The organism is Streptomyces sp. NPDC042102 (assembly GCF_055582305.1).
Genome location: NZ_JBVJDL010000004.1, coordinates 687,875 through 703,805, shown reverse-complemented (window position 1 = coordinate 703,805; position 15,931 = coordinate 687,875). Strand labels below are relative to the sequence as shown.

General features: G+C 73.9%; 17 protein-coding genes. 10 read left to right on the top strand and 7 right to left on the bottom strand.

The genetic code is table 11. The features are described 5' to 3' along the window. Positions 1-343: 343 nt before the first annotated feature. Positions 344-1,867, bottom strand: coding sequence for an acetaldehyde dehydrogenase ExaC (gene exaC, locus ACZ6KO_RS21255; RefSeq protein WP_469305543.1), 1,524 nt, complete (start codon positions 1,865-1,867; stop codon positions 344-346). Between the two features lie 343 nt (positions 1,868-2,210). After that, a complete protein-coding gene (locus tag ACZ6KO_RS21250; RefSeq protein WP_469305542.1) occupies positions 2,211-3,494 on the bottom strand; it encodes a helix-turn-helix domain-containing protein in 1,284 nt (427 codons plus the stop codon). Between the two features lie 277 nt (positions 3,495-3,771). Between ACZ6KO_RS21250 and ACZ6KO_RS21245 the strand changes: the two genes are divergently transcribed. Both ACZ6KO_RS21245 and ACZ6KO_RS21240 read left to right on the top strand, forming a co-directional pair. Continuing rightward, positions 3,772-3,954, top strand: coding sequence for a hypothetical protein (locus ACZ6KO_RS21245; protein WP_382638313.1), 183 nt, complete (start codon positions 3,772-3,774; stop codon positions 3,952-3,954). Between the two features lie 20 nt (positions 3,955-3,974). After that, on the top strand, positions 3,975-4,532 hold the full coding sequence (locus ACZ6KO_RS21240) for an MOSC domain-containing protein (protein ID WP_469305541.1): 558 nt from the start codon (positions 3,975-3,977) through the stop codon (positions 4,530-4,532). Positions 4,533-4,680: 148 nt separating this feature from the next. Here ACZ6KO_RS21240 and ACZ6KO_RS21235 read toward each other — a convergent pair whose 3' ends face one another. After that, positions 4,681-5,457 carry a hypothetical protein gene (locus ACZ6KO_RS21235; RefSeq protein WP_469305540.1) on the bottom strand — a complete coding sequence of 259 codons (777 nt, stop codon included), beginning with the start codon at positions 5,455-5,457 and terminating at the stop codon, positions 4,681-4,683. 136 nt (positions 5,458-5,593) lie between these two features. Here ACZ6KO_RS21235 and ACZ6KO_RS21230 point away from each other — a divergent pair, with 136 nt between their 5' ends. Next, entirely contained in the window at positions 5,594-6,502 is a 909-nt protein-coding gene (locus tag ACZ6KO_RS21230; RefSeq protein ID WP_469305539.1) for an oxygenase MpaB family protein, read from the top strand. Positions 6,503-6,517: 15 nt separating this feature from the next. Here the strand turns inward: ACZ6KO_RS21230 and ACZ6KO_RS21225 are convergent, their stop codons facing one another. Further along, positions 6,518-7,117: a class I SAM-dependent methyltransferase gene (locus ACZ6KO_RS21225; RefSeq protein WP_469305538.1), complete on the bottom strand. Its 600-nt coding sequence runs from the start codon at positions 7,115-7,117 to the stop codon at positions 6,518-6,520. 161 nt (positions 7,118-7,278) lie between these two features. Between ACZ6KO_RS21225 and ACZ6KO_RS21220 the strand changes: the two genes are divergently transcribed. From ACZ6KO_RS21220 to ACZ6KO_RS21200, 5 genes are all read left to right on the top strand, one after another. Next, positions 7,279-8,055 (top strand): MHYT domain-containing protein, encoded by a 777-nt coding sequence (locus ACZ6KO_RS21220; RefSeq protein WP_469305537.1) that lies wholly within the window; start codon positions 7,279-7,281, stop codon positions 8,053-8,055. A gap of 231 nt (positions 8,056-8,286) precedes the next feature. Beyond that, a complete protein-coding gene (locus ACZ6KO_RS21215; RefSeq protein ID WP_469305536.1) occupies positions 8,287-11,118 on the top strand; it encodes a sensor histidine kinase in 2,832 nt (943 codons plus the stop codon). Beyond that, positions 11,115-11,558, top strand: coding sequence for a roadblock/LC7 domain-containing protein (locus ACZ6KO_RS21210; protein ID WP_469305535.1), 444 nt, complete (start codon positions 11,115-11,117; stop codon positions 11,556-11,558). Before ACZ6KO_RS21215 ends, ACZ6KO_RS21210 begins: the two co-directional genes overlap by 4 nt. 14 nt (positions 11,559-11,572) lie before the next feature. Beyond that, a complete protein-coding gene (locus tag ACZ6KO_RS21205) occupies positions 11,573-11,953 on the top strand; it encodes a DUF742 domain-containing protein (protein WP_469305534.1) in 381 nt (126 codons plus the stop codon). Further along, positions 11,953-12,630 carry a GTP-binding protein gene (locus ACZ6KO_RS21200; RefSeq protein ID WP_469305533.1) on the top strand — a complete coding sequence of 226 codons (678 nt, stop codon included), beginning with the start codon at positions 11,953-11,955 and terminating at the stop codon, positions 12,628-12,630. Before ACZ6KO_RS21205 ends, ACZ6KO_RS21200 begins: the two co-directional genes overlap by 1 nt. 89 nt (positions 12,631-12,719) lie before the next feature. Here the strand turns inward: ACZ6KO_RS21200 and ACZ6KO_RS21195 are convergent, their stop codons facing one another. Beyond that, on the bottom strand, positions 12,720-13,148 hold the full coding sequence (locus ACZ6KO_RS21195; RefSeq protein ID WP_469305532.1) for a PPOX class F420-dependent oxidoreductase: 429 nt from the start codon (positions 13,146-13,148) through the stop codon (positions 12,720-12,722). A gap of 83 nt (positions 13,149-13,231) precedes the next feature. Here ACZ6KO_RS21195 and ACZ6KO_RS21190 point away from each other — a divergent pair, with 83 nt between their 5' ends. Both ACZ6KO_RS21190 and ACZ6KO_RS21185 read left to right on the top strand, forming a co-directional pair. After that, positions 13,232-13,630 carry a roadblock/LC7 domain-containing protein gene (locus tag ACZ6KO_RS21190; protein WP_401445932.1) on the top strand — a complete coding sequence of 133 codons (399 nt, stop codon included), beginning with the start codon at positions 13,232-13,234 and terminating at the stop codon, positions 13,628-13,630. Between the two features lie 168 nt (positions 13,631-13,798). Further along, a complete protein-coding gene (locus tag ACZ6KO_RS21185; protein WP_469305531.1) occupies positions 13,799-14,617 on the top strand; it encodes a DUF6397 family protein in 819 nt (272 codons plus the stop codon). Here ACZ6KO_RS21185 and ACZ6KO_RS21180 read toward each other — a convergent pair. Both ACZ6KO_RS21180 and ACZ6KO_RS21175 read right to left on the bottom strand, forming a co-directional pair. Continuing rightward, entirely contained in the window at positions 14,581-14,982 is a 402-nt protein-coding gene (locus ACZ6KO_RS21180) for a YchJ family protein (protein ID WP_401445937.1), read from the bottom strand. The genes ACZ6KO_RS21185 and ACZ6KO_RS21180 overlap by 37 nt on opposite strands. A gap of 8 nt (positions 14,983-14,990) precedes the next feature. Beyond that, positions 14,991-15,902: an acyl-CoA thioesterase gene (locus tag ACZ6KO_RS21175; protein WP_469305530.1), complete on the bottom strand. Its 912-nt coding sequence runs from the start codon at positions 15,900-15,902 to the stop codon at positions 14,991-14,993. Positions 15,903-15,931: the final 29 nt, after the last annotated feature.

The window sequence follows — 15,931 nt, the reverse complement described above, 5'->3', positions numbered from 1 at the left end:
CTCCGATGTGGGCACCAGGCAGGCGGGCGAAGGAGCGTCGAACCGCCGGGAGACCAGCTGGAAATACATCCTGCGAACGTGAGTTCAGGTCAACCCTGGCGGAGGTGTTGTGGCCGAGTCATTCGGCGGAGGGATGCCCTTCGTGATTACTGGTGTCGGCCGTTGGGACCCGGCTCCGGAGGACGACTTCGATCCCGACCGCCATCAGTGCGAGTGGTTCCGATGGCTCGGTCCGGAAGTCAAGGGACTGCTGCCCGGCGATGAGGAGGCCTCAGCGGAGTGGCTCCGGAGCCGTCGAACGGTAGATGTGCACCTACCCCGAGACGGCTCCGCCCTCAGGCGCTCAGAAGACCCCGAGCTTCTTCGGCGAGTAGCTGACCAGGAGGTTCTTCGTCTGCTGGTAGTGGTCCAGCATCATCTTGTGGGTCTCGCGGCCCACGCCCGACTGCTTGTAGCCGCCGAACGCCGCGTGCGCCGGGTAGGCGTGGTAGCAGTTCGTCCAGACCCGGCCGGCCTGGATCGCGCGGCCGGCCCGGTAGGCCGTGTTCATGTCGCGGGTCCACACGCCCGCGCCCAGGCCGTACGCCGTGTCGTTGGCGATCCGCACCGCGTCGTCGAAGTCCTGGAAGGACGTCACCGAGACCACCGGGCCGAAGATCTCCTCCTGGAAGACCCGCATCCGGTTGGTGCCCTCGAAGATCGTCGGCTGGACGTAGTATCCGCCCGCCAGCTCGCCCTCCAGTTCCCGGCGCCCGCCGCCCGTCAGGATCTTCGCGCCCTCCTGCTGGCCGATCTCCAGGTAGGAGAGGATCTTGTCGAGCTGCTCCGACGAGGCCTGCGCGCCGATCATCGTCTCCGTGTCCAGCGGGTGGCCGGGCACGATCAGCTCGGTACGCGCGATCGCCGCGTCGAGGAAGTCGCCGTACCGGCCCCGCTCGATCAGTGCGCGCGACGGGCAGGTGCACACTTCGCCCTGGTTGAGCGCGAACATCGCGAAGCCTTCCAGGGCTTTGTCGCGCAGGTCGTCGTCGACCGACCAGATGTCGTCGAAGAAGAGGTTCGGGCTCTTGCCGCCGAGTTCGAGCGAGACCGGCTTCAGGTTCTGCGCGGCGTACTGCATGATCAGCCGCCCCGTGGACGTCTCCCCGGTGAAGGCGATCTTCGCGACCCGCGGGCTCGACGCCAGCGGCTTGCCGGCCTCCTCGCCGAAGCCGTTGACGATGTTGATCACACCGGGCGGCAGCAGGTCCGCGACCAGGCTCAGCCAGTAGTGCACCGACGCCGGGGTCTGCTCGGCGGGCTTGAGCACCACGGTGTTGCCGGCCGCCAGCGCGGGCGCGAGCTTCCACGTCGCCATGAGGATCGGGAAGTTCCACGGGATGATCTGCGCGACCACACCCAGCGGCTCGTGGAAGTGGTACGCCACGGTGTCGTCGTCGAGCTCGCTCAGCGTGCCCTCCTGGGCCCGCAGCGCCCCCGCGAAGTAGCGGAAGTGGTCGATGGCCAGGGGCATGTCGGCGGCCAGGGTCTCGCGCACCGGCTTGCCGTTCTCCCAGGTCTCGGCGACCGCGAGGGCCTCCAGGTGCTGCTCCATGCGGTCGGCGATGCGCAGCAGGATCGTCGAGCGCTCCGCGGCGGACGTACGGCCCCACGCGGGAGCGGCGGCGTGCGCCGCGTCCAGGGCGCGCTCCACGTCCTCGGCCGTACCGCGGGCGAGCTCGGTGAACACCTGGCCGGTGACGGGGGAGGGGTCGGCGAAGTACTGGCCGCGCGCGGGTTCGACGTACTCGCCGCCGATGAAGTGCCCGTAGCGGGACGCGTACGACATCAGCGCACCCTCGGTGCCGGGTGCCGCGTATCGGGTCATGCTGTCCTCCCCATGCCGGTCGGCGCCGTCCACCGTCGGACAGCGCGCGGGGCGAGGCTAGGAGGGGGCGGGTTGCGAGGACGTTGCACGGCGGGGTACCGGTGCGTCCCGCGGCGCGTGCGGCGTCTCCCCGCCGCCGGTTCGGGCCGGGCGGGGGCGGCGCCCCGAGCCGGGCGGTGGGTGGCGCCCACAGCCGGGCGGTGGGTGCGTCGGGCGTCCGCGCGTACGGCGTCCGGGGCCCGCCGCGTGCGTCGTCCCGGATCCTGGCGCGCCTGTCGTGGCGCGGGCCGCCGTGTGCGTCACGGTCCGGCCCGCCGCGCGCGGTGTGCGCCGGGCGCTCCGGCTACGTGGTCGCGGGCCCGCCGCGTACGCCGCCCAGTTCGGCGTCCAGCGCGCGCACCCGGCTGAGTGCCGCCGGCCGGGCGCCCGGCGGGAGGGCGGCCGCCAGCGCCCGCCAGGCCGCCGGGTCATCCTCGCCCCACGGGCTGCACACCCAGTCGGCCAGCAGCCCCGGATCCGCGCGGGCGATCAGGGCGGCCCGCGCACCGTCCTCGAGACGGCGCCGCAGCCGTACGATCCCGGGCGCCGTCGAGGCGGGCAGCAGCGGGCCCGCGTACCCGGTCAGCGCGGCCGAGACCGCACCCACCGAGAGGTGGCGGGTGACGGCCGTGAAATCCGCCTCCAGCGGCACGGCCGTGCGGTACGGGCGTGAGAGCAGGACCCGCGGGCCCAGCAGGGCGCGTAGCCGTGACATTTCGGCGCGCAGGGTCACCGGTGACATCGCTTCGTCCTCGTACAGCGTCATGAGGAGTTCCTCGCCGTGCATGCCCTCCGGCCGGTGCGCGAGCAGCACCATGATCTCGCTGTGGCGGCGCCCGAGCCGGACCCGCCGCCCGTCGCCCAGCACCAGCAGCGCCGTGTCCCGGCCGAGCGCGGTCAGCGTGGGCGCGGTGGCGGTCGGCGGGCCGGGATCCAGCAGCGCGAGCTGGGCCTGCGCCGCCCGTGCCACCGCCTGCACGAACGCCAGCGAATGCGGATGCGCGAGGCCGTCCCCGCCGGTGATGTCGATGGCGCCCAGCAGCCGGCCGGTCCGCGGATCCCGCACCGGCGCCGCCGCGCACGTCCAGGGGTGCGCGCGACGGCTGAAGTGCTCCGCCCCGAACACCTGCACCGGTTCCCCGACCGCCACCGCCGTTCCCGGCGCGTTGGTCCCCATCGCGGACTCCGCCCAGCGCGTCCCCGGTACGAATCCCAGGTCCTGCGCCCGGTCCAGGGTCGCGGTGTCGCCCTCTACCCACAGCAGGCTGCCGCGGGCGTCGCAGACCGCCAGCAGATGCGCCTCGTGGGCGGCGAACGCCCCCACCAGCTCCCGGAACACCGGCATCACCCGGGCCAGCGGATGCTGCGCGCGGTACGCCAGCAGCTCGGCGTCCGCCAGCTCCGGGGCGCTGTGGCACTCGGGGCTGAGCCGGGCCCGCGCGCACCGCCGCCACGACTGGGCGATCACCGGACGCATCCGGCCCAGGAGCCGCCCGTCCGCCGTGAACGCGTCGTGGGCGCGCCGCAGTTCACGGGCCCGCAGGACCGGGTCGGTCCCGCCCGGCAGCGCCACTGACGGTTCGCCCATGCCAGCCTCCCGAAGGCAACGGTTCCCGGAGCGCCCCATCGTCTGCCCGGCGCCGGGGCCCGGCAAGGCCCGCGTCGGCCAGGTCGCGCACGGTTCAGGTCCCGGGTGGAGGGCGGAGGGGGAGGGGGGAGGGGGGAAGGGGAGGGCGGGGTCGCGGATCCCGGAGGCCGGATCCCGGAGGCCGGATCGGGCCGGAAGTCGTGGGAACGCTCCGCCGCGGCCCGGCGTTGTAGGGAGTAGCGCCCCCAAGCAGGAGGCAGGAGGAGGTGTCCGTCAGATGTCGACCAGCGGAAAGGTCGCGGTGGCCGGAGTCGTGGCCGCCATCGTGCTGTTCTGGACCGTCGGATTCTGGGCAGGGCTGCTGGTCCTGATCGGAGTGCCGACGGCTGCCTACCTGCTGCTGGACTCGTCCCAGCGGCGCCGCCTGCGGGGCATATCGAGGAAGCAGATCGGCCGCTGAGCGCGGCAGGGGGGACAGGCATGAGCACGGGGACGGCCGCCGGCCGGGTTACGGCGGTCAGCAGGAACGAGGAGTATTCGTTCACCAAGCCCAACCGCGACAGCATCACACTGCTCGCGGGGCTCGGTGTCGAAGGCGACGTGCACGCGGGGGTCACGGTCAAGCACCGTTCCCGCGTCGCGCAGGACCCTACCCAGCCGAATCTCCGCCAGGTGCACCTCATCCACGGGGAGCTGTTCGAGGAGGTGGCCGAGGCCGGCTTCACGGTCGAGCCGGGACAGCTGGGGGAGAACGTGACCACGGTCGGCCTGGACCTGCTGGCCCTGCCCGTCGGCACCCTGCTGCGCCTGGGTGACGAGGCGGTCGTGGAGGTCACGGGCCTGCGCAACCCGTGCCTGCAGATCGACGCCTTCCAGGACGGCCTCCTCAAGCAGGTGGTCGGCCGGGACGACGAGGGCCGGATCGTCCGCAGGGCCGGGATCATGGGCGTCGTCCACGAGGGCGGCACGATCCGCCCGGGCGACCCCATATCCGTGACCCTGCCCCCGCTGCCGCACATCCCGCTCGACCGGGTCTGACGGCCGCCCCCCGGTCGGCCGTGCTGCCCGCCGGCCCGCCCGCCCGGGCGGCCGGGTCGGCGGGGATGGGCCGCGCGCCGGTCAGGAGTACGCGCGCGGGTGCCGGGCAGCCGTCCCGCACGTTCAGACCAGCGTTCAGGCCGTCCGTTCATGCCGGGCGTACCGCGACGCGGTTCAGTGCCTCCAGCAGCCCCGGCAGGTCCGCCTCGCCCTCCCGGGGGACCGGGATGACCTCGCTGGGCTCCTCGTCCAGCAGGACGAAGGCGATGTCGTCGGTGCGGGCCACCAGTGACCAGCCGGGTCCGTCCACCCGCAGCGTCCGGGCGCCCTCGCCCGCGAACGCGGACCGCACCCGGCCCGGCGGCGGCGGGGTCCGCTCGTACGCCCGGGCCTCCGCCAGCGCACGGGTGAGCCCCGGGTGCGAGACCGTGCGCCGGCCGTCCGCCTCGTAGCGCTCCCGCCACTCGGCCCACTGCTGCGCCACCTGGTCCGCGCCCAGCCGCCGCTGCACCGGGCCCCAGACATCGGCCGTCGGCGGGCTCAGCGGTACCCGTCCGGTGCCGTCCGCGCCCTGCTCGGGATCGTGCGGCTCCGGGATGCCCGGCGCGGCCACCGACAGCGCCAGGGGCCAGCCCGCCAGCGACACCACGATGCTCCGCTCGTCGGGCGACAGGTCGTAGTCCATCCCGCAGTCCCAGGAGGAGATCGCCAGTGCGACCAGCGACACGTCGTCCACGACGACCGTCCAGCGCGCGCCGTCCTCGTCCTGCCCCAGCACCAGCCCGTAGCCGTCCGCGGCCGGCGGGACGCCGAGCAGCGCGCACGCCTCCGGATAGTCGTCGCCGAGCATGCTCGGGAACTGCGCGGGGGTCAGCAGCACGGCGGACAGCACGTACAGCGACCCGCCACCCTCGTCGTCGGACACTGATCCTCCCGGTCGCTCTCTCGTCGGCGCACCCTAACCAGCGAGTAACCCGCGCGTCGAGAGGCCGCGGCGGGCGATTTCCAAGCCCACCACCTGCACGTAGAGTTGGGGACCCGCCACAGAAAGGGACGCCCCGGTGCAGCGTTACGACCGGCTGAAGCAGATCCTCCGGCTCGATCCCGACAAGGATTTCCTGGCCATCTACCGGCTCACCGCCACCTACGAGTTCCCCTGGGACCTCGCCCGCGCGCTGGAGCTCGCCCTCTACCGGACCTACGCCGTCCCCAGCATCGGCCGGCTGCTCGGCGACACCGCCGAATTCACCGACCGCACCCAGAAGCGCTACGACGACACCGCGCTGCTGCTGGACGCGGTGGTGGAGCACGGTTTCGACAGCGACACCGGGCGCACGGCCATCCGCCGCATCAACCAGATGCACCGCAGCTACGACATCAGCAACGAGGACATGCGGTACGTCCTGTGCACGTTCGTGGTGATTCCGAAGCGCTGGCTGGACGTCTACGGCTGGCGTCCGCTGAGCCGCCACGAGCAGCACGCCTGCGCCCGCTACTACGCGACGCTAGGCGCCCACCTGGGCATCCAGGACGTCCCCGGCTCCTATGAGGAGTTCGAATCCGCTCTCAACGCCTACGAACAGGAACATTTCGGATGGGACGAGGGTGGCCGCAAGGTCGCCGACGCGACCCTCGATCTGGCGGTCTCCTGGTACCCGGCCCCGCTCGCGCCCCTCGTACGCGGCGGCATCCTCGCCCTGATGGACGAGCCTCTGCTGGCGGCCCTGCGCTACGGGCGGCCGAGCCCGGCGGCGGTGCGGCTGGCCCGGGGCGCCCTGCGGCTGCGCGGGCGCGCGGTCCGGCTCCTGCCGCCCCGCGCCACCGCGCACCACGGACGCCAGAACCGGGAGATCAAGGGCTACCCGGACGGCTACGACGTGGGTGAGCTGGGCACCTTCCCGGTCCCTGGCCGGGGTGGCTGCCCCGTTCCGCACCCCCGCCGCGCCGCGGGCGCCGACGCCCAGCAGTAGCCGCGCCGTACGGCGTCAGGCGCGCCGTACGGCCAGCGCCAGGAAGCGGGCGTCCTCGTCGGCGTACGAGGTGAGGTCCCAGCCCGAACCGGCCAGCAGCGGGCCGAGGTTGTGCTCGGCCCGCATGTCCTGCGCAGTCAACTCCCGGCCCTGGCGCGCCGCCAGCGCCGCCCGCCCGATCGGGTGAAACAGTGCCATCCGGCCGCCGGGGCGTACGACCCGCGCCAGCTCCCGCAGATTCGCGGCCGGTTCGGGCAGGTGGGCGATCAGCCCGGCGGCGAACACCGCGTCGAGGCAGCCGTCACGCAGCGGCAGCCGCGCGACATCGGCCTGCAGCAGCGCGCCGTCCCGCGCCCGCCCCGCCCCTACGGCGGCAGCGAGCATCGCCGGGGTCAGGTCGACGCCGAGCACCGTGCCCGCCGGCCCGACCGCCGCCCGCAGCGGCGTCAGCGCGCGTCCGGTGCCGCAGCCCGCGTCGAGCACCCGGTCGCCCGGCCGCAGCCCGAACTCGGCCACGGCGGCCTCGAAGGCGGGCGCGTCGTCGGGGAACTTGCGGTCCCAGTCGGTGGCGCGCGCCCCGAAGAACTCCTGCACGTGTGTGTGGTCCTCGCTCATGCGCCCCATGATCCCCCACGGGCCGCCGCCTGCGGACCGTGCGCAGGATGACACTCGGCGTGATCGAACCTGAACGTAGCTCTGTCATATTCCAGCAGTTCCAGCGGCTTTCGAAATGCGCCCCTTGTTCGCGCCCTCACCCGCACTAGCGTCCGTTGGCCATGGGACACCTGGACCACGCAGCCTATGGCTGGCTGACACCCGTGCTGTCGTACGTGATGGCATGCATAGGCGCGGCCCTCGGGCTGCGCTGCACCGTCCGCGCGCTCGCCGCCACCGGACGCTCCCGCCGCAACTGGCTCATCACCGCGGCCTCCGCCATCGGCACGGGCATCTGGACGATGCACTTCGTCGCGATGCTCGGCTTCCACGTCACCGGCACCGAGATCCACTACAACGTGCCGCTGACCATCCTCAGCCTGATCGTGGCGATGCTGGTCGTCGGCGCCGGGGTGTTCGCCGTCGGCTACGGCAAGAACCGCGGCCGGGCGCTCGTACTCGGCGGGCTCACCACCGGACTCGGTGTGGCCAGCATGCACTACCTCGGCATGGCGGCCCTGCGGCTGCACGGTGTCGTCACGTACGACCCGCTCACCGTCGGGCTCTCGGTGGCCATCGCCGTGGTCGCCGCCACCGCCGCCCTCTGGGCCGCGCTCAACATCAAGTCACCGCTCGCCGTCGCCGTCGCCTCGCTCGTCATGGGCGCCGCCGTCAGCAGCATGCACTACACGGGCATGATCGCCGTCGCCGTGCGCGTCACCCCCTCCGACGCGGCCCTGCCGGGCGCCACCGCCATGCAGTTCATCTTCCCCCTCGCGGTCGGCCTCGGCTCCTACCTGTTCATCACCTCCGCGTTCGTCGCCCTCTCCCCGACCGCCGACGAACGTGCCGCCTCCGCCTCGGCCCGCACCCTCGGCTCCACGGCCCCCGCGCCCTGACCTCCGCGCCCTGACCCCGATCACGTCCGGGGGTGCGGCCCGCCCCGCCCCTGTACGCCGCCGGGCCCGGTCCGCAAGCCCATACGCCGCCTGCGACCGGACGCCGTTCCCGCGTTCCTCCGTTCCCCCGTCCCCCCGACCCGCCGCCCCCGACCCGCCGCCCCCGCCCTGACGCCTCTCCCGCCCCGTCCCTTCTCCCGCCCCGTCCCCCCTCCCCGGAACGAGGAGCCCATGCGCATCTCCCGCAGCACACCGGACGCCACGGCGGCCCGGCTGCCCGCGCCACCGGCGCGCGGCCGCCGGGCGCACGCCGGGCCACCGGCAGAGGAGGACCCGGCGGACGCCCCGGCACCCGCCGCGGCGCCCGTCCCCGCCGCGAGCGGCGGCCCCCGGCTGCGGCTGCGGCTGCGCCCCGCCACCGTCCGGGCGAAGATCGTCTCGCTGCTGATGGTCCCCGTGGTCTCGTTGCTTGCCCTCTGGGCCTTCGCCACCGTCAGCACGGCCCAGGACATCGCCCGCCTCAGCCGGGTGCAGCGGATCGACGCGGAAGTGCGCGCCCCGCTCACCCGCACGATCACCGAGCTCCAGGCCGAACGCCGCGCGGCCGTCCGCTTCCTGGCCGACCCCGGCGCCGACCGGGCCGCCGGGCTGCAGACCCAGGCCCGCCGCACCGACAGCGCCGTGCGGGAACTGCGCCTGGGCGACCGGCACACCGTCGCCGACGCCGGCGACTACCCCGGTGACGTCGCCGTCCGGCTGGGTGCGTTCGTCAGCGCCACCGAGGCGCTCGGTCCGGCCCGCGCCGAGATCACCGACCGCCGCGCGACGCCGGACGCGGCCTACGAGACGTACACCAAGATGGTCGACACCGCCCTCGCGGTCGGTGGTGCGCTCGCCGCCGCGCAGGACACCGGCGCGGCCGGCGACCCCAGGGTGCTGCTGGAGTTCGCCCGGGCCGGGGAGCTCCTGGCCCGCGAGGACGCGCTGCTCGCCGTTCCGGGACAGCGCAGCGCCGAAACGCTCCGGCGGTTCACCGGCGCCGCCGAGACCCGCCGTACCCTCGTCGAGGCCACCGCCCGCGATCTGCCCGGCGTGCAGGAAGCCGCTTGGCAGGCCATCGCCAAGAGCGCCGCGTACGCCGAACTCATCGCCGCCGAGGACCGGGTGCTCGGCCTCGGCACCGGAAAGGACGCCCGCGGTGCGCCCACCGGCTGGGACGCGGCGTACACCACCGTGGGCGGGGCGATGCGCGACATCGAGAACGCCGGGTACACCGGGTACACCGGGACCGCGCGCCCCGCCGACCCGCTGGCCGAGGGTCTGCTCGGACCCGCCGGAGCCGCCGTCCTGCTCGGCCTCGCCGCCGTTGCCGCCTCCCTCGTGATCTCCGTCCGTATCGGCCGCGGGCTCGTCGTCGAACTGGTCTCGCTGCGCAACGGCGCGCTCGAGATCGCCCACCGCAAACTCCCGCATGCCATGGACCGGCTGCGCGCCGGCCAGGACATCGACATCGCGGCCGAGGCCCCGCCCGGCCGGGCCGCCGAGGACGAGATCGCCCAGGTCGGTGAGGCCCTCTCCACCGTCCACCGGGCGGCCCTCGGCGCCGCCGCGGAGCGCGCCGAACTGGCCAGCGGCATCTCCGGGGTGTTCGTCAACCTCGCCCGCCGCAGCCAGGTCCTCGTCCACCGGCAGCTCACCCTGCTCGACGCCATGGAACGGCGTGCCGACGACCCGGGCGAGCTCGGCGACCTCTTCCGCCTCGACCACCTCACCACCCGCATGCGTCGGCACGCCGAGAGCCTGATCATCCTGTCCGGCGCGGCACCGGGCCGAGCCTGGCGCATGCCGGTGCCGCTGACCAACGTCGTGCGGGCTGCCGTCTCCGAGATCGAGGACTACCCGCGGGTCGAGGTCGGCCGGCTCGCCGAGGCCGCGGTGGTCGGCGCCGCCGTCGCCGACCTCACCCACCTGCTGGCCGAACTCATCGAGAACGCGACCCAGTTCTCCCCGCCGCACACCAAGGTCCGGGTCAGCGGCGAGCCGGTCGGCACGGGGTACGTCCTGGAGGTCGAGGACCGCGGACTGGGCATGGGGAGCGGCACCCTGGCCGACGCCAACCGGCGCATCGAGCAGTCCGAGGCCCTCGACCTCTTCGACAGCGACCGGCTCGGGCTGTTCGTCGTCAGCCGGCTCGCGGCGCGGCACGGTGTGAGGGTGCACCTGCGCACGTCACCGTACGGTGGCACCACGGCCGTGGTGCTGATGCCCAACTCCCTGCTCCAGGGCGCGATCACGGCGGGCACACCGGCCAAGGGCACACCGGCCAAGAGCGCACCGGCCGAGGGCGGGCCGGCCGAGGGCGGGCCGGCCGAGGACGGGGCGGGCCACGGCGCGCCGGTCCGGGACGCGCTCGTCCGGGACGCGCTCGTCCGCGACGGATCGGTCCAGGGCGGGGTGGCTCACGGTGGGGCGGTTCGGGGGCGCCGGGAGACGCCGGAGCCGGCCCCGTACCCCCGGGCCGACCGGGCTCCGTACCTGAAGGAGTCCGCGGGCACCGCGCCGCCCTCCGAGTCGGCACCGGCATGGTCCGGGAAGCCGGGTGCGCCTGCCGTGCCGGTCGTACGGCGCGAGCCGCGCCCGGCGCCGGTGGCGACCCTCCGTCCCCGCAGGCCGATCGCCGTACCGGCCCCCGACCCCGCACCGCCCGCCCCTGGACCCGCGTCCGCGCCCGGCCCCGCCTCCGCACCCGTAGGGGGGACGGCCGCCGCTTCGGCCCCCGGTCCCGCCACGCCTACGCCTTCCGGGCCGCCCCGGCCCTCCCGGCCCGGGCCCGTTCCGGCCGATGTCACCGAACTGCCGCGCCGGGTCCGCCAGGCCAGCCTCGTCCCGCAGCTGCGCGAGGCTTCCGCGCCCCGGCCGGCGGCCGGTCCGGCGGCCCCGGCCGGGCCGCCGGGGCGCAGTCCGGAGGAGGCCCGGGCCCGGATGGCGGCCTACCGGGCGGGCTGGGTCCGCGGCACGGAAGACGACTCCACCCCCGCAGGCAGCGAAGGAGAACAGAGATGATCGAACACCAGGGATTCGACCTCGACGGAGCACGCCGTTCCGGCGAACTGGACTGGCTGCTCGACGACCTGGTGGTCCGGGTCCGCGAGGTCCGGCACGCGGTCGTGCTCTCCAACGACGGCCTGGCGGTGGGTGCCTCCAGCGCGCTCAGCCGCGAGGACGCCGAGCACCTGGCCGCTGTGGCCTCCGGGTTCCACAGCCTCGCCAAGGGCGCGGGACGGCACTTCCACGCCGGGGGCGTGCGCCAGACCATGGTGGAGATGGACGAGGGCTTCCTCTTCGTCGCCGCCGCCGGTGACGGGTCTGCTCTGGCCGTCCTCAGCTCCGCATCGTGCGACATCGGCCTGATCGCCTACGAGATGGCCCGGCTGGTCAAGCGGGTCGGGGAACACCTCTACACCCCGCCCCGGTACGCGGCGCGTCCGCCGGCCGCCGGCTGAGGGCGGTCCGGCACATGGACGGCCAGTGGTACGACGCCGACGCGGGCCCGCTCGTGCGTCCGTACGCCATGACCGGCGGGCGGACCAAGCCGGGTCCCCACGGGGTCCGGTTCGACCTGATAGCGCTGGTCGTGGTGGATCCGGGCGGTGCCGAGGCGGCGGCCGAGTCGCTGCTCGGGCCGGAACACCGGTCACTGCTGGGGCTGTGCAGGGCGGAGACCCAGTCGGTGGCCGAACTCGCCGCCGACGCGGACCTGCCGGTCGGCGTGGTGCGCGTACTGCTGGGAGATCTGCTGGAGGCGGGCCACGTCCGGGTCAGTCGGCCCGTGCCCCCCGCCCAGCTGCCGGACGAGCGGATTCTGCGGGAAGTCATCGAGGGATTGCGAGCGCTGTGATGGGACTGAACTCCGAGGGGCCCGGCGGGGCCGTCGGACCGGACGCGGACCAGGACGCGGACGCCGTGGAGCCGGACGACGAGGGCGAGCTGGCCGCGCTCGCGCTGAAGATCCTCGTGGCGGGCGGCTTCGGGGTCGGCAAGACCACGCTGGTCGGCGCGGTGAGCGAGATCCGTCCCCTGCGGACGGAGGAGCTTCTCAGCGAGGCGGGCGAACTGGTCGACGACACCGGCGGTGTGGCCCAGAAGACGACCACGACCGTGGCCATGGACTTCGGGCGGATCACCATCCGCTCCGGGCTGTCGCTGTACCTCTTCGGGACCCCGGGGCAGGACCGGTTCTGGTTCCTGTGGGACGAGCTGTCGCAGGGCGCGCTGGGCGCGGTGGTCCTCGCCGACACCCGGCGGCTGGAGGACTGCTTCCCGGCGGTGGACTACTTCGAGCACCGGCGGATCCCGTTCGTGGTGGCCGTCAACTGCTTCAGCGGGGCGCGGCGGTACGGGGCGACGGAGGTCGCGCGGGCGCTGGACCTGGAATCGGGGACGCCGGTGGTGCTGTGCGACGCGCGGGACCGGGATTCGGGGAAGGAATTGCTGATCAGGCTGGTCGAGTATGCCGGGCGGGTGCACACCGCCCGGCTGCTGGACTCGGTGGAACCCCAGGCGGGTTCCGTATGAGGGGCCGGTCCGGGGCACCCGTACGGCAGGAGCCGAGGCAGGGGCCGGGGCAGGGGTAGGGGGGGTAAAGGGCAGGGGCTACGGCGCTGTCAGTCCGCTACGCCGCTCTCCGAGACGACCTTGTCGATGCGGACCCGGACGAGGAGTTCACCGGGGACGGCGTTGCGCAGGCCCATGGCCTCGGCGTGCTCCTCGCCCATGTACCGCCGGCCGAGCCGGGTCGCCCAGTCCCGCATCTCCGCCAGGTCCTCGCTGATCTCGGCGGTGCCCTGGAGGATCACGTACGAGAAGGGCGGCCGGTCGTCGTCCACGCACAGTGCGATCCGGCCGTCACGGACCAGATTGCGCCCCTTCACGGTCCCCTTGCCGGTGGTGAACACGAGGTCGTCACCGTCGAGGAGGAACCAGATGGGCGCGATGTGCGGGCTGCCGTCCTCGCGTACGGTCGCCAGCTTGCCGGTGCGGGTCCCTTCGGAAACGAAGGCCCGCCATTCCTCTTGGGTCATCTTCTGTGCCATGGGGACATCGTGCTTGCCGGAAAGCCGCTGGTGGGGAAGGCTGGCGGAACGATGACCACGGGGGACAACGGGGAGGGGCGGAAATGGCACTGGACAAGCAGCTCGACTGGCTGCTGGACGACTTGACGCGCAGGGTCCAGCAGGTCAGGCACGCGGTGGTGCTTTCCAATGACGGCCTGGTCACGGGGGCGAGCGCCGGGCTGGCGAGAGAGGACGCGGAGCACCTGGCCGCCGTCTCGGCCGGTCTGCAGAGCCTGGCGAAGGGGTCCGGCCGGCACTTCCGGGCGGGCGAGGTCCGCCAGACCATGGTCGAGTACGACGAGGGCGTGCTGTTCGTCATGGGGGCGGGCGCGGGCAGTTGCCTGTGTGTACTGAGCGGGGCGGAGGCGGACATCGGGCAGGTCGCCTACGAGATGACGCTGCTGGTGAACAGGGTGGGCGAGCACCTGGGCGTCGCGGAGCGCCGGATCACCGGAGGGTAGTCCCACGAGTTCGCCGGCCGGTTCTCGGCCGAGCCGGTGGTCAGGTCCGCCGGTTGTCGGTCGGTCGGTCGGGCCGGTTCGCCGGTTGTCCACAGGCCCGGCGGGATGTCGTGACGGTCGGTTACGGTTTTCACACAGAGTAGTCACTCGGTGTGGAGGGGGACCGCCATGAAGGTCGACGAGGCACGCACGCTGCTGGGCGGAGCGCGTGCCGCTGAGGAACTGGGTCTGGGGCGCGGGGAGTTCGCCAGGGCGGTGCAGCTGGGAATCGTCCGGGCGGGCCCGCGGGCACCTGGGGGAGGGGCGCGCTTCACGCGCGCCGAGCTCGACCGGGTGCGGGCCGCCGCGGGATGCCCGCAGGCGTTACGTGACCGGGTCGAGACCGTGGGGGCGACGGCCGCGGCCGAGGTGCTGGGGATCAGCCCGAGCCGGTTCACCCGGCTCGCCCGGTGCGGCCACGTCGTCCCCGTCGGCTACCGGATCAACCGGTACCGGGCCGTCGTGTGGCTGTACCTCACGGCGGAGCTGCGGGAGTTCGCCCGGAGCGAGCCGGGGCTGCTGCGGGGCGGCGCGCCCCCGGCGGACCGGGAGCTGATGGCCGCCCGAGGGGATCTGCGCCCGCGGACCTGGCGAGGGCGGCATGTGGAACTGCTCCTGAGACGGACCGCCGACCCCTGGGAGCGGGCGGCCGTGCTCGCCTCGGTGCTGCCCGAGGGCGAGGTGGAGCGGGCCGTGCCGGATCCGGCGGAGCGCGTCGTCCTGGCCGGTCTCGCCCCGCCCCCTCCGTACGGGCATCCGCACGCCCCGGCCGCGGCGGCCGTGGCCCTGGGCCTGCTGCGGGCCGAGCTGCCCGAGGAGATCCTCGGGTACCGGACCGGCCTGGCATTCGCCCTGACCGGCGCGCGTGCCCCGGCCCGGGGTCCGGCCCGGGCCCCGGACCGGATCCCGGCTCAGTCGAAGGTGACGGGGGAGAGGGGGCCGACGTAGACCCAGGCGCCACCCTCGCGGGAGAAGCTGCTGTGCTCGTGCAGCGAGCCGGTGTGCCGGCCCTCGCGGTAGTGCGCCCGGAACTCCACCGACCCCTCCGTCTCGAACATCCCACCGCGCTCGGTGGCGAGGATCTCCAGCCGCTCCCAGCGCTGTCCGGGATCCAGGTCGAGCCGCGCGGGGCGCGTCGAGGGATGCCAGGAGCGCAGCAGGTACGCCGTGTCGCCGACGGCGAACGCGCTGAACCGGGAGCGCATCAGCAGCTCGGCGGTGGGCGCCGCCTGCGCGCCGGAATGGAAACGCCCGCAGCACTCGGCGTAGGGGGCGGGCAGGCCGCAGGGACAGTCGGTGGCCGGGGTCGGCATGGAGGGGCTCAGCTCTTCGGGGTCGGTGTATCGGGCGTGGCCGTCGCGGCGGCGGAGTACGGACGGAACAGGCCTTCCTGGACCACCGAGACCAGCAACCGGCCCTCCACATCGTAGATCCGGCCGCGGGCCAGGCCCCGGCCGCCATGGGCGATGGGGGACTCCTGGTCGTAGAGGAACCACTCGTCGGCCCGGAAGGGACGGTGGAACCACATGGCGTGGTCCAGGCTCGCCATGTCGAAACCGCGCATGCCCCAGAGGGGTTCCACGGGGATGCGCACGGCATCGAGGAGGGTCATGTCACTGGCGTAGGTGAGGGCACAGGTGTGCACCAGCGGGTCGTCGCCCAGCGGGCCGACGGCGCGCATCCACACCGCGCTGCGCGGATCGGCGTCCTTGAGCTGCTCGGGCGTCCAGCGCAGCCGGTCCACGTAGCGGATGTCGAACGGCTGGCGCCGGGCCATCCGCTCCAGAGCCTCCGGCAGCGCGCCCAGGTGCTCGCGGATCTCGTCCGCGACCTTCGGAAGCGTGTCGGGGTGGGGGAAGTCCAGCCGGGGAGGCAGCTGGTGCTCGATGCTGCCCGCCTCCGGCCGATGGAAGGAGGCGGTGAGATTGAAGATCGTACGCCCCTGCTGGACCGCGGTGACCCGGCGCGTGGTGAAGGACCGCCCGTCGCGTACCCGCTCCACCTGGTACACGATCGGCACCCCGGGGATCCCGGGGCGCAGGAAGTACGCGTGCAGCGAGTGGACGGGCCGGTCGCCCTCGGTGGTGCGGCCGGCGGCGACGAGCGCCTGGCCGGCCACCTGGCCGCCGAAGACGCGCTGGAGGGACTCCTGCGGGCTGAGCCCGCGGAAGATGTTGACCTCGATCTGCTCCAGGTCGAGCAGATCCACGAGTCTCTCGGCGGGGTTCGTCATCAGGGGTTCTCCACTGCTGTCGGTTCCGG